Raw genomic sequence first — 17,764 nt, forward strand, 5'->3', positions numbered from 1 at the left:
GATGAAGGCATGGCGTGTGCACGAAGTAGGACAACCCAGGGAGGTCCTCACTTTCGAGGACGTCGCCGACCTGGAGCCGAAGTCCGGGGAGCTGCTGGTCAAGGTTCTTGCAGCTCCCGCCAACTTCCCGGACGTGCTGTTGTGCCGCGGCGAGTACCAGATCAAGCCGCCGCTGCCTTTCACTCCCGGGGTGGAATTGTGCGGCGAGGTGGTGGCGCTCGGCGAGGGTGTCACCGAGTTCGCGGTCGGTGACCGGGTGATCGGCATCCCCAGCCTGCCGAATGGCGGTTTCGCGGAGCTCGCCCTTATGTCGGTTGCGACGGCTTTCCCGGCACCGGCCACTTTGGACGACGCGGAGGCGTCGGCGTTGTCGATCGGGTATCAGACGGGGTGGTTCGCGCTCCACCGCAGGACACAGCTGCGGGCGGGCGAGATACTTCTCGTGCAGGCGGCAGCCGGTGGAGTGGGTAGCGCGGCCGTGCAGTTGGGCAAGGCGGCCGGCGCAAAGGTGATCGGTGTGGTGGGCGGCCCGCAGAAGGCCGAGTACACCCGGGCTCTCGGCGCCGATCTCGTCGTGGACCGGCACAGTGAGGACTTCGTCGCCGTAGTGAAGGACTTCACCGGGGGGCGGGGCGCGGACGTCGTGTTCGATCCGGTGGGTGGCGACTCGTACACCAAGTCCACGAAGTGCATCGCGTTCGAGGGCCGAATCGTCGTGATCGGTTTCGCCAGTGGCACCATTCCCTCGCCCGGCCTCAACCATGCGCTGATCAAGAACTACTCGATCATCGGACTGCATTGGGGTCTCTACAACGCCTACGATCCCGCGGCGATCAGGGAGTGCCACGCAGAGCTGACACGGTTGGCCGATGCCGGTGACATCAAGCCGATGATCAGTGAACGCCTCGGACTCAGCGAGGTAGCGGACGGACTCGCTCGACTCGGCGAGGGAACGACGGTCGGTCGGCTCGCTTTCCTGCCGGGCCGCTAGCTGCCGTCGGCGTCGCGTTTCTCGTACAGCTCCTCGAGGTTGTGCCGCAAGGTCGCCTCGGTGTTCTTCACGGCCGTCTCGACGAACGGTTCGACGATGAGCCCGAGGGCCTTGCCGGCCAAACCTCCGGGGAGCTTGTACGCGAAGTCGACGCCGAGTTCGGTCTTGTCCGGACCGAGCGCCACGAACGTCCATGTCGACGAGTTGGCCGCGCCGTCGAGCGATGCCAACGTGATCACCCGATCCTTCTCCCATGCGGTGACCTCGAGGCGGGACCGCAGCGTGGTCGGGCCGATGTGAATCGACGCATCGAACGTCGAACCCAATCCCTGATCGAATTCGCCGATGGGATGGAACTCCGACACGCCGAACATCCAGTCGGGGACTGTCCTGTAGTCGTCGATGTACGTGAACGCCACGTCGATGGGGACGGCGGCTACCGCGGAATGACGGACGTGGATCATCGGGTGGTCCCTGGCTCTCTGTCGGAAATGACTGTCGATCTGGGCGACCTCGCTCAACTCTAGTGAACTCCCGGTACCGAAGCAGGGCGTCGCCGGGTCCCCCTTCCTTCTTGGGCCGTCCGTGCGCGGCTGATTTTGCTGCACGGCGAGAACAGTTCAGGCAGACTCCGACGTAGGTGTGATCCAGGCCATATTTCCTTCTCGAGGAGTCGGCGTGAAGACGAAAGCAGCGGTCATCAAAGGCATCGGGCAGCCCTGGGAGATCGAGGAAATCGAACTCGGCGATCCGGTTTCGGGGGAGGTGCAGATCCGTCTGGCGGCATCAGGGTTGTGTCACTCGGATGAGCACCTGCGGACCGGGGCCACGCCCCTGCCCTTCTTTCCGGTCCTGGGCGGCCACGAGGGCGCAGGCGTAGTGACCAAGGTGGGCCCGGGAGTGTCGAATCTTGCCGAAGGGGATCACGTGGTCCTCGCCTTCGTCCCGGCGTGCGGACGATGCCGTTCCTGTGCGAAGGGCATGCAGAACATCTGCGACGAAGGTGCCGGTCTCCTCACCGGGCAGGCGATCGCCGATAAGACCTTCCGGGTCACCCTGGGCGGTGAGCCTGTTCTGCAGATGTGTCTGCTCGGCACCTTCTCCCCCTACGTGACGGTGAGCGAGGCGTCGGTCATCAAGATCGAGAACGACATCCCTCTCGACAAGGCGGCGCTCCTCGGCTGCGGCGTCTCGACCGGATGGGGCTCGGCCACGCAGATCGGTGGAACGCAGGTCGGTGACACCGTCGTGGTCATCGGCGTCGGTGGTGTCGGCATCAATTCGGTGCAGGGCGCGGCCAGTGCCGGCGCGCGTTTCGTCGTCGCCATCGATCCGGTGGAGTTCAAGCGGCAGAAGGCGAAGGAATTCGGTGCCACCCATGTGTTCGCATCGGTCGAGGAGGCGGCTCCGACGATCGGCGAGATCACCTGGGGGCGGATGGCCGAGGTCACGATCATCACGGTCGGTGAGATCGAAGGCGACATGATCCAGCCGGCGATGAGCATCACCGGCAAGGGCGGCCAAGTGGTGGTGACGGGAATGGGTAGCGCGGCAGACACGCAGGTGACCCTCAGTCTCTTCGAGCTCACCTTGCTGCAGAAGCGGTTGCAGGGCGCCATCTTCGGCGGCGTCGGCCCGAGGTCGCAGATCCCCGCTCTCCTCGATCTCTATCGCAACGGAACGCTGAAGCTCGACGAGTTGGTGACCCGGACATATCGCCTCGAGCAGGTCAACGACGGATACCGGGACATGCTCGACGGGAAGAACCTGCGTGGGCTGATCGTGTACTCGGACGACGACTACTGAGGGGACGCTCTACCGTATGTCCCATGACGGTTAACGGCACGGAGGCCGGTAGTTCGTGGCGGGAATACACGGACCAAGGGTTGTCCAAGGTTTTGGCGGCCGCCCTGGCTGCGTTCGTCGAGAAAGGGTACGACGGCGCCTCGATTCGTGAGATCGCGGCCCGTGCCGGACTGTCCGTACCCGGCCTTTACCATCACTACCCCTCGAAGCAGGCACTGCTCGTGGGGTTGACCAACGCGGTGATGCGTGACCTGCTCGACCGCAGTCGCGCGGCCGTCGCCGAGGCAGGGCCGACTCCGGGCGAGCGGTTCGACGCGGTGATTGAATCCCTGCTGCGTTTTCACATGTATCGGCGTGAACAGTCCTTCGTGGCGTCCCGGGAGACGCGGAGTATGGAGCCGGACAGTAGGCACGCTTACATTGCCCTGCGGGACGAGCAGCAGCAACTGGTCGACGACATCGTGCGCGACGGCGTCGCAGCCGGCCTGTTCCGGACACCCTTCCCGGAGGATGCGAGCCGTGCTGTCGTGACGATGTGTGTCTCGGTCGCCACGTGGTACCGCGAGGACGGGCCGTTGTCGCCCGACGAAATCGTCGAACGGTATCTGGTGATTGCTCGTAGCACGGTAGGGGCTGTCGACTGACGTCTTGACCACGTCACGTTCCTGTGGGATCGTCGACTCCAATGCGACCGAGCGAGTGATCGGTCGGTCCGGGTGTTCGTATTGACTGGAGGTAGTGGTGGCGATCGATCTGACCTATGCGCCGGAGGTGACGGCGCTGGTCGAGAAGACCAGGGCGTTCACCCGTGAGGTGGTGCTGCCTGTCGAGGACGAACACGGCGGCGACATCACCGCGGCAGGTGGCGACACCCTGCGGGTCGAGCTGCAGAAGGCCGCCAAGGAGGCCGGTGTCTTCGCCCCGCACGCTCCCGTCGAATACGGCGGACACGGGTTGAACATGACGGACCGGGCCCCGGTCTTCGAGGAAGCCGGTTACTCGTTGTTCGGCCCGATCGCCCTCAACATCGGCGCGCCCGACGAGGGCAACGTCCACATGCTCGCGCACATCGCCAGTGCGGAGCAGAAGGAGCAGTTCCTCGCTCCCCTTGCCCACGGTGACGTGCGGTCGGCTTTCGCCATGACCGAGCCCTCCCCGGGCGCCGGGTCCGATCCGTCGGCATTGACCACGAGGGCCGAGAAGGTGCCCGGCGGGTGGAAGATCAACGGGCACAAGTACTTCATCACCGGTGCCGACGGTGCCGGATTCTTCATCATTTTCGCGCGCACGTCGGGGCAGCCCGGCGATCGCGGCGGCGCCACCATGTTCCTCACCCCAGCCGACGTGCCCGGTCTGAAAGTGGGCCGGCACATCGACACGCTCGACCGGGCGATGATCGGAGGCCACTGCGAGGTGTTCTTCGACGATCTCTTCATACCCGACAGCGGTGTGCTCGGTGAGGTGGACGAGGGATTCGCCTACGCGCAGGTGCGGCTCGGCCCGGCCCGGATGACGCACGTCATGCGCTGGCTCGGTGCGGCGCGGCGCGGTCACGATGTCGCGGTGGCCCACGTCGCTCGGCGTGAAGGGTTCGGCGGCAAGCTGGGCGATCTGGGCATGGTCCAGAAGATGGTCGCGGACAACGAGATCGACATTGCCGCTACTCGTGCGTTGCTGACACAGGCGTGCTGGGAACTCGATCAGGGCGGGCACGCGAGCAATGCCACGTCCATCGCCAAGACCTATGCCGCAGAGGCGATCTTCCGGATCGTCGACCGCTCGATCCAGATGTGTGGTGGTCTCGGTGTGTCCGGCGATCTGCCGCTCGCACGGCTCTCCCGTGAGGTGCGTCCGTTCCGGGTGTACGACGGCCCGTCCGAGGTACATCGCTGGGCGATCGCCAAGCGCGTCATCGGTGCCGCGAAGAAAGCGGCGCGGGAGGCGGGGGCATGACCGAGCATCGCGGGCTCGACCTCGTTGCCCTGGAGAAGTTCCTGACGGAGTCGCAGGTTTCGCTCGACGGCGAACTGCGGGCCGAACTGATCTCCGGCGGAAAGTCCAACCTCACCTACACAATTTTCGACGACTCCTCGCGGTGGGTGCTGCGAAGGCCGCCCACCGCGGGGCTCACACCGTCCGCGCACGACGTGGCCCGCGAATACCGGGTCACGTCGGCGCTGCAGGGCACGAGCGTTCCCGTCGCAGCCACGGTGGCGCTGTGTGAGGACAACAGCGTGATGGGGGCCCCCTTCACCGTCGTCGAACACGTCACGGGACAGGTGATCCGCACCCAGTCGGAGTTCGATGTACTGTCCGACAACGAAATCGACTCCTGTGTGGACGAATTGGTCCGGGTGATCGGTGACCTGCACAACGTGGACTATCAGGCCGTCGGCCTGGGAGAGTTCGGGCGCCCCGACGGATACGTCGCCCGGCAGGTGAAGCTGTGGGCGGGCCAGTGGGCCAGGGTCAAGACCGAGGATTCGGCCGACGTCGATCGTCTGCACGCCGCTCTCGCGGAATCGGTGCCCGACCGGTCGGAGTCGTCGATCGTGCACGGCGACTACCGGATCGACAACACCATCCTGTCCGCCGCAGACGTGACCAAGGTTGCGGCGGTAGTGGACTGGGAACTGTCGACTCTCGGCGACCCTCTCACCGATGTCGCGTTGATGTGCGTCTATCGCGCGCCCGCCTTCGACCTCGTGCTCGGTGAAGCTGCGGCGTGGACGAGTCCGCGGATGCCGGCCGCCGACGATCTGGCCCAGCGGTACACCGTGGCGTCCGGTCGCGAACTGAAGAATTGGAACTTCTACCTGGCATTGGCCAATTTCAAACTGGCCGTCATTGCCCAGGGCATCCACCACCGGTACCGCGCGGGTGCCACGGCGGCCGAGGGATTCGACAAGGCTGGTGAGGCGGTGCCCGCGCTCGTCGACGCCGGACTGCGCGCACTGAAGGGGAAGTCCGCATGAGCAGGTCTGCACTGATCACGGGAGCATCGCGCGGAATCGGTCGCGGTATCGCCACCCGCCTCGCCGAAGCGGGCTACGGGCTGACCCTCAGTGCTCGTGACGCCGAGCGTCTCGAGGTCGTGGCAGCCGAGCTGCGCGCGGCCGGCGCGAAAGAGGTGGTCGTCGTGGCCGGCGACCTCGCCGATGAAGCCTCCGCCGGCCGCGTGGTAACCGCGCATGCCGACACCTTCGGTTCACTGAATGCGTTGGTGCTCAACGCAGGTGTGGGGACGGCCGGGCCGATCGGCGAGTTTCCGATGCGCCGCTTCACCAAGAGCGTCGATGTGAATCTGCGGGCCCCGTTCAGCTTGCTGCAACAGGCGCTGCCGATGCTCCGGACCGCCGCGACCGAGAATCCGGCGAAAGGCGCCAAGGTCATCGCATTGGCCTCGATCACCGGCGTCTACGCCGAAGCGGGACTGGCCGTCTACGGGGCCACCAAAGCCGCCCTGATGTCACTGGTCGAGACACTGAACGTGGAGGAGTCGGGCAACGGAGTGTCCGCTACCGCCCTGGCTCCCGCGTTCGTCGACACCGACATGTCCGCGTGGACCCACGACAAGATTCCGCCGGAGTCGATGATCGAGGTAAACGACATCGTCGAACTGGTCGATGCGCTGCTGCGACTGTCGTCCCGCGCGGTGGTGCCCAAGATCGTCGTCGGGCGCGCGGGAACGGACGGGTACCGGGCTTGAGTAGACGTCAGACCTCGTCGTCCTCTTTCGCTTCGCCGCGCTTACGGAAGAATCTGAAGCCGGGAACGCCCTGGATCGCCTGACGCACACCCTGCACTTCCTCGAGGAGCAGGTGAATCTCCGGGGACACCGTGTCGAGGCTGGCGAGGATGGGCAGCAACCCCTCCATACGCAGTGTCAGCTCGGGAAGATGATTCACCAACCCGATCGCCGCATGAATCTCGTCCTCCGACAGGTCGTCGACGAACCGTGCCGCCATCGGCGCCGCCTTGGTTGCGAGCGGCTCGTACAGGCCGATCAGGGTCTGAGCCGAGGTGGACACCTCCGTGCTCGAGGTGACCACGGTCGCGGCTCGGTCGGCTACCTCGTTCGCCTTGGCGACGGCCATTTCGGCGCGTTCGCTGATTGTCTCGATCCGGGTGATGAGCACCTCCACTCGGTCGAGCAGCGCGGCGACTCGATCGGGGAGTGAGGCAGCGAAACCAGCGGTGTCCATCGACCAGCGGGCCATACCCGTGGCGGTGCGCACGAGGTCGTCGGGGCTGGGGAATGCGAGAGCCATTCCCACATCCTGCCTGATGCCCTCGCGGGGCCGTCTCACGACGGCCCCGCGAGAATGGGGCATCGGGGTGATCTCACGTTTCGGCGTTACCAGGCGTCTACCTGTCAGAGGTCAGCACACCTGGAAGGATTGTTCCCGTGAATGCCGAACGAGCAGCACACACCGTCATCGATTCCCCGATCGGTCCCCTCACGCTGGTCAGCGTGGACGGGGTTCTCAGCGGCATCTACATGGCCGAACATCGGCATCAGCCCGATGTCGCGACTTTCGGTGAACGCGGCGACGGGGGTTTCGAGGCTGCCGCGACACAACTCACCGAGTACTTCGACGGTGGACGCACCGAGTTCACGCTGTCTCTCGCCGCCCGCGGCACACCGTTTCAACAGCGGGTATGGGACACGCTGCGGACCATCCCGTACGGGCAGACGTGGACGTACCGGGAATTGGCGGCGGCGCTCGGGAGTCCCACGGCCATCCGGGCGGTGGCCGCGGCGAACGGCAAGAATCCCATCAGCATCATCGTTCCGTGCCACCGGGTCGTCGGAACCGACGGCAGCCTCACGGGGTATGCGGGAGGGCTCGACCGCAAGCGTTTCCTGCTGACCCGCGAAGCGGAACGGGCGGGAATCCGGCTGAGCCGATGGGCCTGATTCCGTTCGAGCAGATCGTGGCCGAGCACGGCCCCACGGTGTTGCGGGTCTGCCGGGCGGTGGTCGGCCCGGTCGACGCCGAAGACGCCTGGTCGGACACGTTTCTCGCCGCCATGCGCGCGTATCCCGATCTGCGGCCTGAAAGTAACGTCGAGGCCTGGCTCGTGACCATCGCGCACCGCAAGGCGCTCGATCACATTCGGGCCCGGGAACGCCGGGCCGTTCCCACGGATCACGTTCCCGAGCAGACCACCGACCGCGGGCTGCCCGGAAGCGGCGACCCCGAATTGTGGGAGGCGGTGGGTGCCTTGCCCATGAAACAACGCGCAGCCGTGGCCTACCGCTACCTGGCAGGATTGCCCTACGCCGACATCGCGGTGATTCTCGGCAACTCGCCGGACGCTGCCAGACGCGCCGCGGCCGACGGTATTGCGGCCCTGCGTAGGTCCCGCTCGATCTCGATGCTGGGAGAAAGAGTGAGTGGAGAAAGAGGATGAACACCATTCCGGACATCATCGACGCCTTGTCGGTATCGGATTCCGAGGTCGAACGACGACTCCGCACCCGGCTCACCGCCGCCGCCGCCGACGCCGGACTCCTCGACGTCGCGTACCGGACCGTGGACAGTCCTGTCGGTTCACTACTGCTGGCCGCGACCGACCGTGGCCTGGTGCGTGTCGCCTTCGCCGGCGAGGGCCACGATGCCGTGTTGCAGAGACTCGCCGAGCACATCAGTCCCCGGATACTCCGCGCACCGGCCCGGCTGGACGCGGTGGCCCGCGAACTCGAGGAGTACTTCCGGGGGGAACGCACGTCGTTCGACGTCCCGCTCGACTTCCGCCTGGCCAAGGGCTTCCGGCGGGAGGTGCTCACCCACCTACCCGAGATCCACTACGGCCAGACGTGGAGTTACGCCACCGTCGCGGCCGCTGCGGGCAGTCCCCGCGCCGTGCGGGCCGTCGGAACCGCCTGCGCGACAAACCCTCTGCCAGTGGTGGTGCCTTGCCACCGAGTGGTGCGCAGCGACGGCAGCCTCGGCCAGTACGTGGGCGGGGCCGCAGCGAAGTCCCTGCTACTGACGTTGGAAGCCGCAGCGTGAGGGTTCTCCTGCCCTACCGCGACCCCTTCACCCACGCTCCGCTGTGGAGTGCACTGCGAGCCCACACCATCGCCGGTCTCGAGCGGCACGATCCCGACACCGGCGCCCACACACGCGTGGTGAACGCCGCGCACGGACCCGCCCTGGTGACCGTTGTCGTCCGCCCCGAGAAACGGCATGTCGAGACCCACATCGTCCCGGCACATTCCGCCGATATCGGGGAGTTGACCGATATCGTGCGCCGCTGGCTCGATTTGGACGCAGACCCGCTGGTTATCGACGCCGCACTCGTCCGGCACCCGGAACTCGCTTCGCTGGTGACCTTGCGGCCGGGACTCCGCCGGCTGGGCAGCGTCGACGGCTTCGAGACCGCAGTCCTTACCGTGCTGGGCCAGCAGGTGTCGCTCGCCGCAGCGCGGACGTTCGGTGCCCGGTTGGTCGCTGCCTACGGGCGACCGGTGCACGGCGAGTTCCGTGCGTTTCCCGCACCCGAGGTACTGGCCGATCGATCGCCGGAGGAGTTGCGTTCCGCGATCGGTCTGACCGGCGCCCGGGCACGCACTGTGCATGCGCTTGCGCACGCCGCCGCGGACGGGTTGCGGCTCGACGCCGACACCGAACCGGCGAAGTTCCGGGCCGGTGTACTCGCGCTGCCCGGAATCGGACCGTGGACGGCGGACTATCTGACGGTGCGAGTGCTCGGCGACCCGGACGCGTTTCCTGCCGACGACCTCGTTCTCAGGCGGGCACTCGGCGTGGGTAAGGGCAGCGAAGCTGCCGCTCTCGCCGAGGCGTGGCGGCCGTGGCGTGCGTATGCCCTCTTCCACCTCTGGACTGCAGAGGCGTTCTAGCCCTTCGTTTTCAACACCCTAGTCCTTTGCCTGTGCCAAATCGGACGGCCACCAGATCTTCTTGCCGATGTCGTGTGAGAGGGCGGGAACGAGGATGCTGCGCACGATGATCGTGTCGAGGAGCACGCCGAAGGCCACCGCGAAACCGACCTCGGCGAGGAACACCAGAGGTAGCACACCCAGCACCGCGAACGTTGCTGCGAGGACGACACCGGCCGACGTGATCACGCCACCGGTGACCGCCAGTCCGCGCAACACGCCCGACCGTGTGCCGTGCTCCTGGGTTTCCTCGCGCACACGGGTCATCAGGAAGATGTTGTAGTCGATGCCCAGTGCCACGAGGAACACGAAGGCGAACAGCGGGAACGCCGGATCGGCGTTGGCGAAGTGGAACACGTGCGTGAAGAAGAATCCGCACACGCCCAGAGTCGCGGCGAAGGACAACACCACCGTGGCGATGAGGATGACCGGTGCCAGCAGTGCGCGCAGGAGCACGGCCAGCACCAGGAAGATCACGACGAGCACGATGGGGATGATCAGGTTCCGGTCGTGCACAGACGCCGTCTGCACGTCGAGGGTGGTTGCGGTGCCTCCACCGACCAAGCCGTCGGCGCCGGGAATTGCGTGCACCGTCTCACGTAGTCGCTCCACGGTCGCCAGGGCCTCCGGGGAATCGTACGAGTCGGCGAGAGTCGCGTTGACCACCATGCGACCGTCGATCGGCGCTGCGGTGAGGAAGTCGGGCGGGCAGCCCGTCTGTCCTGCTGCGGCTGACGCCACCGCCTCGGGGTTCGCCTTGACCAGTGCGGACAGCTTCGCCACGTCGACCTGTGGACACACGGCGCCGGGCTCCTTCGATACCCCGTCGACAGCGCTGACCGCGTCGATGACCGCCTGCGTCTGGGCGGCGTTGGTCAGGATGACGGCCGGCGCACCGGCGCCCGGATCGAACTTGGAGTCGTAGAGTTCCTGCCCGACGACGGCGTCCGGGCGGTTTGTGAAGCTCTCGGAGGACGTCAGCCCCTCCGTCTTCAAACTGCCGATGCCCACCAGGAACAGTGCGGCCAACAGCACTGTCGTACCGATCCAGAACGGCCGGTCCTTGCTGCCGACCTGGGCGGCGATCTTGCCCCACAGACCGTGCGTGGTGAGATCCGCTGCCTCGTCCACCCGAGGCTTGCGTGGCCAGAACACCCACCGACCGGCGGTGGCCAGAGCCACCGGCAGGAAGCTCATCATCACCAGATACGTGCAGGCGATGCCGATGGCAGCAACGGGACCGAGGCTCTTGTTGGAATTGAGCTCCGAGAAAGTCAGGCACAGCAGGCCCAGGATGACGGTGACCGCGGACGCCGTGATGGCGGGAGCCGACTCCCGCCAGGCCTTGGCCATCGCGTCGAACCGGCTGGGATAGAAATGGAGCTCCTCTCGATACCGAGAGATCAGGAGCAGGGCATAGTCGGTGCCCGCACCGATGACCAGGACGAAGAGAATGCCTTGGCTCTGACCGGTGAGCGTGAGCACCTCCGCCTTCGCGAGGAAGTAGATCACCATCGACGCCAGGCCCAGGGCGAGTAGCGCCGAGAACAGCGGGAAGAACCACAGCACCGGGGATCGATACACCACCAGCAGGATCAGGACGACGACGAGCAGGGCGGCACCGAGTAGGGCGCCGTCGAGCCCGGCGAACGCATCGATGAAGGCCACGAGTAGACCGCCGGGCCCCGCGGGGAGCACCTCGAGCCCGACGGCCGCGTTCTCGGCTGCGGTGAGCACATCCTGTTCCGTGGTGGCGAGCACGTCACCGGCGACGGCAGTGCCGTTCTCCTTTGCGACGAGGGGAACGAAAATCGACGCCGTGGTGCCGTCCTCGGAGTACTGGGGTTGCGACATCCCCTCCGCATCGACGCCCTCGACGGCGGCAATGTCCTCGCCGGCCTGCGCGATGGCAGCCTTGTCCTGATCGGTGAGTGCCGAGTCGCGGTGAAACAGTACGAAGCCGGGAATCGTCTCCACTGTGAGGAACTTCGACGACTCGTTGGTGACGACGGTCGACTCTGCGGTACTCGACAGGTAGGCGGCGTTGTCGTTCTTCTGAACCTCGGTCAGCTTTCCCTGGAACGACCCACCGAATCCCCCCGCGAAGAAGGCGATGATCGCGATGGCCACGATGGTGAACGCGGGCCAGCGGAATTTGCGCGGCGCCTCACCGCTTGTGCTCGCGCCCGTCGAATCCAACTTGGTCATGGGTTCTCCTTCGCCGCCCCCACCAGCAATGGGTCCCAGTACACCACGCGTGGCCCGTCGGCGACACCGGAAATTGGTGTGGTCAGGACTCGATAGAACTCTCGCCGTAGCAGTCCCGCACTGCCACGTCCATGGGGAACCGCACCCGGGTGTCCCCGAAGAGCAGGCGGGTGGCCACGTCGACGGCTCCGAGAACGTGCCGGGTAGCCGTCTCCGGGTTCCGGGTGTGCACCATCACCTCGTCGTGCTGGAAGAAGACGAGCTCGCTGTCGGAATCGTCGGCGAGCCGGCGTCGTAGATCGGCCAGCACACAGAGCGCCCATTCGGCGGCGGTGGCCTGCACGACGAAATTGCGCGTGAACCGCCCACGCGAACGGGCGTCACCGTGTGTCCAGAAATCGGATGCGGGCGGTGGGCAGGCCCGGCCGAGCCACGAATGCACCACCTCACCCCGTTCGCCTTCCCGGGCAGCCTTCTCCACGTACTCGACTGCGACAGGGAAACGTGTGCGCAGCAGGGTGAGTAGCGAACGGGCCTCACCCGCCGTGGCACCGTACAGAACACCGAGGATCGCCACCTTGGCCTTGGCGCGGTCACCGTCGAACGTCTCTGCGGCTACCGGGGCATACAGGTCATCCGCGCCCGCCGCAGCCACCATGCGCGGGTCTCCCGACATGGCCGCCAGAATGCGGGGCTCCAGCTGACCGGCGTCGGCGATGACGAAGGTGTGACCCGGGTCGGCGATCACGCTCGACCGGAGCGGCTTCGGAATCTGCAGCGCCCCGCCACCACGACTCGCCCAGCGGCCGGACACCACACCACCAGGCACGTAGACCGGCCGGAAGCGGTCGTCGCGGACCCAGCTGTCGAGCCACTGCCAGCCGTTGGTGCTGAACAACTTCGACAGGTCGCGGTGATGCAGGAGAAGGGGCACGGCGGGATGGTCGATCTCGCGCAGCAGATGCTTGCGCGTCGACACCAGTTCGATGCCTTCGCGGCGGAAGGCGTCGACTACCTCCACATGGGACGCCGGGTTGATGCTGCGGCCGAACGCCGCACCGATCTCGGCGGACACTGTCTGGATGCGCTGGGGAAGGTCGTACCCCACCGGGCGTGGTCCCAGTGCGGCTTCGAGGAACGCCTCGTGGGCGGGAGCCGAGAAGGGTAATCCGTCGAAGCCCATTTCCGCGGCGGCGAGCGCGCCCGCCGACTCCGCCGCCACCAGAAGATCCAGCCGGGAATCGGTGCCGATCGTCTTCCGTTGTGCGGCGAAGTCGGCGACCACCTGTTGAGGATCGGCGACCGGTGTGGTGTCGAACAGGCCGAGACGATCGTCGGTGAGCGGTTCCTCGGCGGGTGGCGCCGGAACCCCGACGCGCATGCTCAGGATCGCGTGGGTGAGGGCGAGGTCGTGACAACGCCCCACCCGTATTCCGGCCCGCAGCAACGAAGGGTAGACGGCCGCGGTGCCGGTCCAGATCCAGCGGGGATGATCGGCGGCTTCGATGTCGCGCACCGCACCCGCGGCGTCGGAGTGATGTCGTGGCGACTCGAGCGGAACTCCGGCCGGATCGGTGCGGATCGTCGTCGCACCACCATCGGCGTCCGGAACCATCACCACTCTCACGGGCTCAGTCTGCTCCCCGCCTCCGACAGGCCGGGACGCCCCCGTCGGCAGCGAGGAAACCCGCAGGTAGGGCAGTACACTGGGGCAAGATGCTTCTCGCCGGAAGGAGGCGCATCCGATGGCAACCATCGAGGAGTTCGAGCGGTCGGTAACCGACAAGGTGATCGCCGGACTCCACTCCACATTCGCCGACTACAAGGCCCGGGGAGTCAGAGTGTCCGAACTCGGCGATCCCGATCAGTTCGTCGAAAGGATCCTGGCGGCCGCACCGGCCCCGCATCCCTGGTACGAACAGTTCGGAACGTATTGGTCGAGTTCGTCCGCCTGATCTACGCTCCGGCCACGTCCACCGTTTCGGGTGCGTTCGGTGCCTTGTGCCGGCGATGCAGTCCCTTACGGTCGTAGAAACGGGTGACGACGGCCCCGAAGATCAGGCCGATGAGCAGACCTCCGGCGGTCATCCACACTGCATGGATGAGTCCTGCGTCGCCCTTCGCGCCGAAGAACAGGATGGCGCGCACCCCGATGTAGATCTGGTGCATCGGCTCGAATTCGCCGAGCCAGGTGTACAACCGTGGTGCAGCCTCGAGTGGGATGGTTCCTCCCGAGGAGGGCAGCGCGAGGACGACGAAGATCATCAGATTGATGAGCAGCCCGAGGTTACCGAACGCGGCCATCACCGACATGGCCGTGATACCTACGGCTGCGATGGCGAAAGCCCCGTACTCCCACAGGGCCAGCGGGTCCGTGATCGGCAGTCCCAGTGCCGAGCTGATCCACAAGTACAGCCCGGAAACGATTCCCGCGAGCAGTGTCATGAGGGCCCACTTGACCAGCAAGGTGTTGAAACGCGAAATCGGCACTGCCTCGTTGTGCAGGTACAGCGGCCCGACCTCCGTGGGGGTGAATCCCAGCATGCCGTCGACGAGAGTGCTCGCGATGGTGGCGCCGGTGAATCCCGCAAGGACGAGGAGCAGGGCGTAGTAGAACGCCGCCAGACCATATCCGGTGCCTTCGGGCAGCGGGTTGTGGGCGACGGTCCGGACGTCGATGGGGTCGGTGAGGACGAGCCGGCTGGCGCCCGACAGCTGGGCATCGGGTGCGGTGGCCGCGAGTTGCTGTGTCACCTGGGCGGTGAGTTGCTCGCCCATCGTCTGATTGGCTTTGTCCATCGCCATCTGACCGATGTTCGACACCAGATTCGCGCTGATCGTTCCTGCCCGCGGATTGGTGTAGATGGTGATGACGGGCAGCTCCACGTCACCGGGAATCACACTCGCCTGAGCCAGGATGAACGTGCGTTTCGTGAAGTCGCTCGGAATGACGATGGCACCGTAGAGGTCACCGTTGTCGAGTTTCGACTGCGCCTCGGCGATTCCGATTCGCCGGAGTTCCACCTTCTCGGGGTCGACACCCTCGATCAGCCCCGCCTCGATCTGGTCGCCGAGATTCTGCTGCTGGGGCGGAGTCGAGCCGGGCAGCGTGTCACCCTCGTCCTGGTTGACCAGCGCGATCGGGAAATGGTCGAGATTCTTGGTGGGGTCGAGCATGCCGCCCATGTACAGCGCGGCCAACAGCGACATGACGATCGACACCAGCAACAGCGGTGCGATCCAGAAGCGTGGTGTCCGAAGCACGCTCGTCTTGCCGGACCCGCTCGTCTCGTGTGCCATTGCCCCTCGCGTCCTCCCGTGTCGACACCGGTCGACCCGCACCCGACCAGCCGGGTCAAGCCTAGGCGGTCGTCCGGGAAATGCCGGGTCGACTCGAGGACTCGGCCGGGTCACGGTCGTTGTCGGCGGCCGCCTTGTACGCCGATTCGGACATGCCGCGGTGCCAGTACCCGATGAGCAGCACCTGGGACCGATCGAGCCCGACCTCGGTGCGCAGGTATCGGCGGAGTTCGCGGACCGTAGCAGATTCGGCACCCACCCACGCGAACACCGTGGACCGGTCGGCGGGCAGGACAGCGGCACGGACCGTGTCGGCGAGGCGACTGGCACCGCCGCGGCGGTACAGCCATTCCACCTCGACTCCGGCTGGATGACGTAGATCCTGGCGCTCGTGCTCGTCGGCGACGTCGATCAGCACCCGTCCCGACGCATCGGCGGGCAGGTCCTCGAGGATGGCTGCGATGGCGGGAAGTGCCGACTCGTCGCCCGCCAGCAGGTACCACTGCGCGGGACGGATCGATTTACCGCCGCCGCCGAGCACACCCAGCCGATCACCGGGCGCGGCGCTCCGGAGCCACTCTGCAGCGACACCGTCATCGCCGTGGTCGACGAAATGCACGTCCAGTTCGGCGTTCTCCCGGCTGAGCCGCCGCACCGTGTACGTGCGTACCAGTTGCCGTCCCTCGGGCTCCGGCCACTGGTAGCGGCCGCTCACGTCGGGATCAGGGAGTAGCAGTCCGTGCACGGGATGCGGAAAGCACAACTTGATGTTGGGTACACACGATCCCGCGGCGTAGTCGAGTACCTCCGTCCCGGCGAACCGGACGCACGTCATCCGTGGGGTGACCGGGCGAATGTCGGCGACCTGCAGAACAAGTGGGAGGCGGGGCGCGCTCATCGGGCCGCAGTGACGTCGAACCAGGCGTCGAGGGTCGGCTCGCCGACGAGGTCCACGAGATCGACGGAGGCGCCGGCCGTCCGCCACCGCTCCACCAGCGCCATGACGCGCACCGAGTCCATGCCCTCGTCGAGGAGGTTCGCCGAATCGTCCAGTTCGGTCACCGGAACGCCGAGCACGTCGGCGACGTCCTCGCGAATCCGGTTCCGGCTGAGTGCGGTCTTCGGGGCAGAGCTCACGGGTTTCCCTCCGGTTCGTCGCTCGGAACTCGACTCGTTGAGCGTCTTCGGCGACATGGGGTAGGTTGCTGGGTTAGTGAAGCCTAAGCATAGTTCGTCGCTTCCGCGAGCGGGAATGGCGAACTGCTGCGACCGAGTGTGAATGGATGACGATGGCTGGATTCTCGAGGTATGCAATCGACTTGACACCGCTACGGACGAGCCGCGAATTCCGGTACATCTTCGTTGCCCGTACCATTTCGATCTTCGGCCTGGGCCTGCTGCTCGTGGCGGTGCCGCTCCAGGTGTACGACATGACCGGTTCCACACTCTCGGTCGGCGCGGCCAGCATCGTCGTGGGGTCGTCGGTGTTCATCGGCACGTTGTTCGGTGGAGTGATCGCGGACAGGTACGACCGGCGACCCGTGATCGCCCTCGCGCGAGCCAGTGCGGGTATCGCTTTCGCGATCCTGGCGGTCAACGCGTTTCTGCCGACGCCGCAGCTGTGGGTGATCTACCTGTGTGGCGTGATCGAGGGACTGTCAGGCGGGATCTCGTCGACGGCTCTGATGGCCGTGATCCCGTCGCTGCTGCCGAAGGACAAGATGGCGGCCGCTGGGGCACTGATGACGGTCATGGCCGACCTCGGCACCGTCGCGTCGCCGGCGATCGGCGGCGTGATCATCGCGACCACGTCGGTGGGCACCAATTACGTGCTCGCCGCTGTCTCCTCGGCGATCACGGCCTACTGCATCGCCCGGTTGCCTTCGCTGCCACCACCTGTCAAGAACACCGAGGGCCCCCTGCGTTCGATCGCCAGCGGGTTCACCTACGCCGCCAAGGATTCCGTGGTGGGCGGCACTCTGCTCGTGGGCTTCTGCGCGATGATGCTGACGGGATGGAACGTTCTGCTGCCCGCCTATGCGAGCGAGGTGCTCCACACCGGTCCCGCCGCAACCGGCTTCCTCTACAGCGCCCCCGCCGTGGGCGCGCTCACCGGATCGCTCACCAGCGGCTGGACCGGGACAGCCCGTCGAGGGGGACTCGTAGTGTTCTTGGCCGCGATGATCGCAGCGGGAGGCCTGGTGGGCGTGGGCGCCGTGCCGATGTTCGCCGTCACGTTCCTCGGCCTGGCCGCACACGGATTCGGGCGGGTAGTCGGCGACATCCTGCGCTACGCCGTGATCCAGACCGAGACGCCGGAGGAATACCGGGGCCGCGTCGCCGGTGTGTGGGGGGCGCAGATCTCCACCGGTTCGGCAGCGGGAGCACTCGTCGCCGGTGCCGTCGGTGCCGCAGTCGGCCCGCGGGAAGCGTTCCTGCTCTACGGCGCCGGCGGCATCGCCGTGCTCGCCGTCCTGGCGCTCGTCCTGAAGGGACTGCGCACCTACAGCAGTGCCGCCGCCGAAGACCTCTCGGCGGCGGCACAGTGA

19 protein-coding genes are annotated in these 17,764 nt (G+C 66.4%); 12 read left to right on the top strand and 7 right to left on the bottom strand.

The window, feature by feature from the left end:
* Position 1 precedes the first annotated feature (1 nt).
* Entirely contained in the window at positions 2–991 is a 990-nt protein-coding gene (locus HYG77_RS19480) for an NADPH:quinone oxidoreductase family protein (RefSeq protein ID WP_208960290.1), read from the top strand.
* Here the strand turns inward: HYG77_RS19480 and HYG77_RS19485 are convergent.
* Positions 988–1,455, bottom strand: a complete 468-nt coding sequence (locus tag HYG77_RS19485; RefSeq protein ID WP_208960291.1) for an SRPBCC family protein — start codon at positions 1,453–1,455, stop codon at positions 988–990. The genes HYG77_RS19480 and HYG77_RS19485 overlap by 4 nt on opposite strands.
* A gap of 214 nt (positions 1,456–1,669) precedes the next feature.
* Between HYG77_RS19485 and HYG77_RS19490 the strand changes: the two genes are divergently transcribed.
* From HYG77_RS19490 to HYG77_RS19510, 5 genes are all read left to right on the top strand, one after another.
* A complete protein-coding gene (locus HYG77_RS19490) occupies positions 1,670–2,797 on the top strand; it encodes an NDMA-dependent alcohol dehydrogenase (RefSeq protein ID WP_109333760.1) in 1,128 nt (375 codons plus the stop codon).
* Between the two features lie 23 nt (positions 2,798–2,820).
* A complete protein-coding gene (locus HYG77_RS19495) occupies positions 2,821–3,441 on the top strand; it encodes a TetR/AcrR family transcriptional regulator (RefSeq protein ID WP_109333758.1) in 621 nt (206 codons plus the stop codon).
* A gap of 97 nt (positions 3,442–3,538) precedes the next feature.
* The gene (locus HYG77_RS19500; protein ID WP_109333756.1) at positions 3,539–4,750 is read left to right on the top strand and encodes an acyl-CoA dehydrogenase family protein; all 1,212 of its coding nucleotides are present in this window, start codon (positions 3,539–3,541) and stop codon (positions 4,748–4,750) included.
* Positions 4,747–5,772, top strand: coding sequence for a phosphotransferase family protein (locus HYG77_RS19505; protein ID WP_208960292.1), 1,026 nt, complete (start codon positions 4,747–4,749; stop codon positions 5,770–5,772). Before HYG77_RS19500 ends, HYG77_RS19505 begins: the two co-directional genes overlap by 4 nt.
* Entirely contained in the window at positions 5,769–6,506 is a 738-nt protein-coding gene (locus tag HYG77_RS19510) for an SDR family oxidoreductase (RefSeq protein WP_109333754.1), read from the top strand. The genes HYG77_RS19505 and HYG77_RS19510 overlap by 4 nt, the downstream gene beginning before the upstream one ends.
* A 7-nt stretch (positions 6,507–6,513) precedes the next feature.
* Here the strand turns inward: HYG77_RS19510 and HYG77_RS19515 are convergent, their stop codons facing one another.
* Positions 6,514–7,068: a ribulose 1,5-bisphosphate carboxylase large subunit gene (locus HYG77_RS19515; protein ID WP_109333752.1), complete on the bottom strand. Its 555-nt coding sequence runs from the start codon at positions 7,066–7,068 to the stop codon at positions 6,514–6,516.
* A 137-nt stretch (positions 7,069–7,205) separates the two neighbouring features.
* Here HYG77_RS19515 and HYG77_RS19520 point away from each other — a divergent pair, with 137 nt between their 5' ends.
* From HYG77_RS19520 to HYG77_RS19535, 4 genes are read left to right on the top strand one after another with little or no spacing between them, the layout of a single operon-like run.
* On the top strand, positions 7,206–7,718 hold the full coding sequence (locus HYG77_RS19520; RefSeq protein ID WP_208960293.1) for a methylated-DNA--[protein]-cysteine S-methyltransferase: 513 nt from the start codon (positions 7,206–7,208) through the stop codon (positions 7,716–7,718).
* Positions 7,709–8,215 carry a sigma-70 family RNA polymerase sigma factor gene (locus HYG77_RS19525; RefSeq protein ID WP_109333748.1) on the top strand — a complete coding sequence of 169 codons (507 nt, stop codon included), beginning with the start codon at positions 7,709–7,711 and terminating at the stop codon, positions 8,213–8,215. Before HYG77_RS19520 ends, HYG77_RS19525 begins: the two co-directional genes overlap by 10 nt.
* The gene (locus HYG77_RS19530; RefSeq protein ID WP_208960294.1) at positions 8,212–8,817 is read left to right on the top strand and encodes a methylated-DNA--[protein]-cysteine S-methyltransferase; all 606 of its coding nucleotides are present in this window, start codon (positions 8,212–8,214) and stop codon (positions 8,815–8,817) included. Before HYG77_RS19525 ends, HYG77_RS19530 begins: the two co-directional genes overlap by 4 nt.
* The gene (locus HYG77_RS19535) at positions 8,814–9,668 is read left to right on the top strand and encodes a DNA-3-methyladenine glycosylase 2 family protein (protein ID WP_208960295.1); all 855 of its coding nucleotides are present in this window, start codon (positions 8,814–8,816) and stop codon (positions 9,666–9,668) included. The genes HYG77_RS19530 and HYG77_RS19535 overlap by 4 nt, the downstream gene beginning before the upstream one ends.
* A gap of 18 nt (positions 9,669–9,686) precedes the next feature.
* On the opposite strand, the gene HYG77_RS19540 is transcribed toward HYG77_RS19535, so the two are convergent.
* Both HYG77_RS19540 and HYG77_RS19545 read right to left on the bottom strand, forming a co-directional pair.
* Positions 9,687–11,915, bottom strand: a complete 2,229-nt coding sequence (locus tag HYG77_RS19540) for an MMPL family transporter (RefSeq protein ID WP_109333742.1) — start codon at positions 11,913–11,915, stop codon at positions 9,687–9,689.
* Positions 11,916–11,997: 82 nt separating this feature from the next.
* The gene (locus tag HYG77_RS19545; protein ID WP_244372952.1) at positions 11,998–13,542 is read right to left on the bottom strand and encodes a bifunctional 3'-5' exonuclease/DNA polymerase; all 1,545 of its coding nucleotides are present in this window, start codon (positions 13,540–13,542) and stop codon (positions 11,998–12,000) included.
* Between the two features lie 118 nt (positions 13,543–13,660).
* On the opposite strand from HYG77_RS19545, the gene HYG77_RS19550 reads away from it, so the two are divergent.
* Positions 13,661–13,870: a hypothetical protein gene (locus HYG77_RS19550; protein ID WP_109333738.1), complete on the top strand. Its 210-nt coding sequence runs from the start codon at positions 13,661–13,663 to the stop codon at positions 13,868–13,870.
* A 1-nt stretch (position 13,871) separates the two neighbouring features.
* On the opposite strand, the gene HYG77_RS19555 is transcribed toward HYG77_RS19550, so the two are convergent.
* From HYG77_RS19555 to HYG77_RS19565, 3 genes are all read right to left on the bottom strand, one after another.
* Positions 13,872–15,215: a DUF3533 domain-containing protein gene (locus HYG77_RS19555; RefSeq protein ID WP_208960296.1), complete on the bottom strand. Its 1,344-nt coding sequence runs from the start codon at positions 15,213–15,215 to the stop codon at positions 13,872–13,874.
* 61 nt (positions 15,216–15,276) lie between these two features.
* A complete protein-coding gene (locus HYG77_RS19560; RefSeq protein WP_109333734.1) occupies positions 15,277–16,113 on the bottom strand; it encodes a siderophore-interacting protein in 837 nt (278 codons plus the stop codon).
* Positions 16,110–16,352: a phosphopantetheine-binding protein gene (locus HYG77_RS19565; protein ID WP_109333732.1), complete on the bottom strand. Its 243-nt coding sequence runs from the start codon at positions 16,350–16,352 to the stop codon at positions 16,110–16,112. Before HYG77_RS19565 ends, HYG77_RS19560 begins: the two co-directional genes overlap by 4 nt.
* A 152-nt stretch (positions 16,353–16,504) precedes the next feature.
* Here HYG77_RS19565 and entS point away from each other — a divergent pair, with 152 nt between their 5' ends.
* Positions 16,505–17,764, top strand: a complete 1,260-nt coding sequence (entS, locus tag HYG77_RS19570; RefSeq protein ID WP_208963448.1) for an enterobactin transporter EntS — start codon at positions 16,505–16,507, stop codon at positions 17,762–17,764.

The sequence above is a fragment of the Rhodococcus sp. ZPP genome (assembly GCF_017656075.1).
GTDB lineage: Bacteria > Actinomycetota > Actinomycetes > Mycobacteriales > Mycobacteriaceae > Rhodococcus_F > Rhodococcus_F oxybenzonivorans.

What these genes read in the sequence shown, in the direction of transcription:
- entS (WP_208963448.1), top strand. Translation starts at nt 16,505, where the DNA reads ATGGCTGGATTCTCGAGGTATGCAATCGACTTGACACCGCTACGGACG.
- HYG77_RS19550 (WP_109333738.1), top strand. Translation starts at nt 13,661, where the DNA reads ATGGCAACCATCGAGGAGTTCGAGCGGTCGGTAACCGACAAGGTGATC.
- HYG77_RS19530 (WP_208960294.1), top strand. Translation starts at nt 8,212, where the DNA reads ATGAACACCATTCCGGACATCATCGACGCCTTGTCGGTATCGGATTCC.
- HYG77_RS19560 (WP_109333734.1), bottom strand. Translation starts at nt 16,113, where the DNA reads ATGAGCGCGCCCCGCCTCCCACTTGTTCTGCAGGTCGCCGACATTCGC.
- HYG77_RS19485 (WP_208960291.1), bottom strand. Translation starts at nt 1,455, where the DNA reads ATGATCCACGTCCGTCATTCCGCGGTAGCCGCCGTCCCCATCGACGTG.
- HYG77_RS19525 (WP_109333748.1), top strand. Translation starts at nt 7,709, where the DNA reads ATGGGCCTGATTCCGTTCGAGCAGATCGTGGCCGAGCACGGCCCCACG.
- HYG77_RS19480 (WP_208960290.1), top strand. Translation starts at nt 2, where the DNA reads ATGAAGGCATGGCGTGTGCACGAAGTAGGACAACCCAGGGAGGTCCTC.
- HYG77_RS19515 (WP_109333752.1), bottom strand. Translation starts at nt 7,068, where the DNA reads ATGGCTCTCGCATTCCCCAGCCCCGACGACCTCGTGCGCACCGCCACG.
- HYG77_RS19510 (WP_109333754.1), top strand. Translation starts at nt 5,769, where the DNA reads ATGAGCAGGTCTGCACTGATCACGGGAGCATCGCGCGGAATCGGTCGC.
- HYG77_RS19540 (WP_109333742.1), bottom strand. Translation starts at nt 11,915, where the DNA reads ATGACCAAGTTGGATTCGACGGGCGCGAGCACAAGCGGTGAGGCGCCG.
- HYG77_RS19555 (WP_208960296.1), bottom strand. Translation starts at nt 15,215, where the DNA reads ATGGCACACGAGACGAGCGGGTCCGGCAAGACGAGCGTGCTTCGGACA.
- HYG77_RS19505 (WP_208960292.1), top strand. Translation starts at nt 4,747, where the DNA reads ATGACCGAGCATCGCGGGCTCGACCTCGTTGCCCTGGAGAAGTTCCTG.
- HYG77_RS19495 (WP_109333758.1), top strand. Translation starts at nt 2,821, where the DNA reads ATGACGGTTAACGGCACGGAGGCCGGTAGTTCGTGGCGGGAATACACG.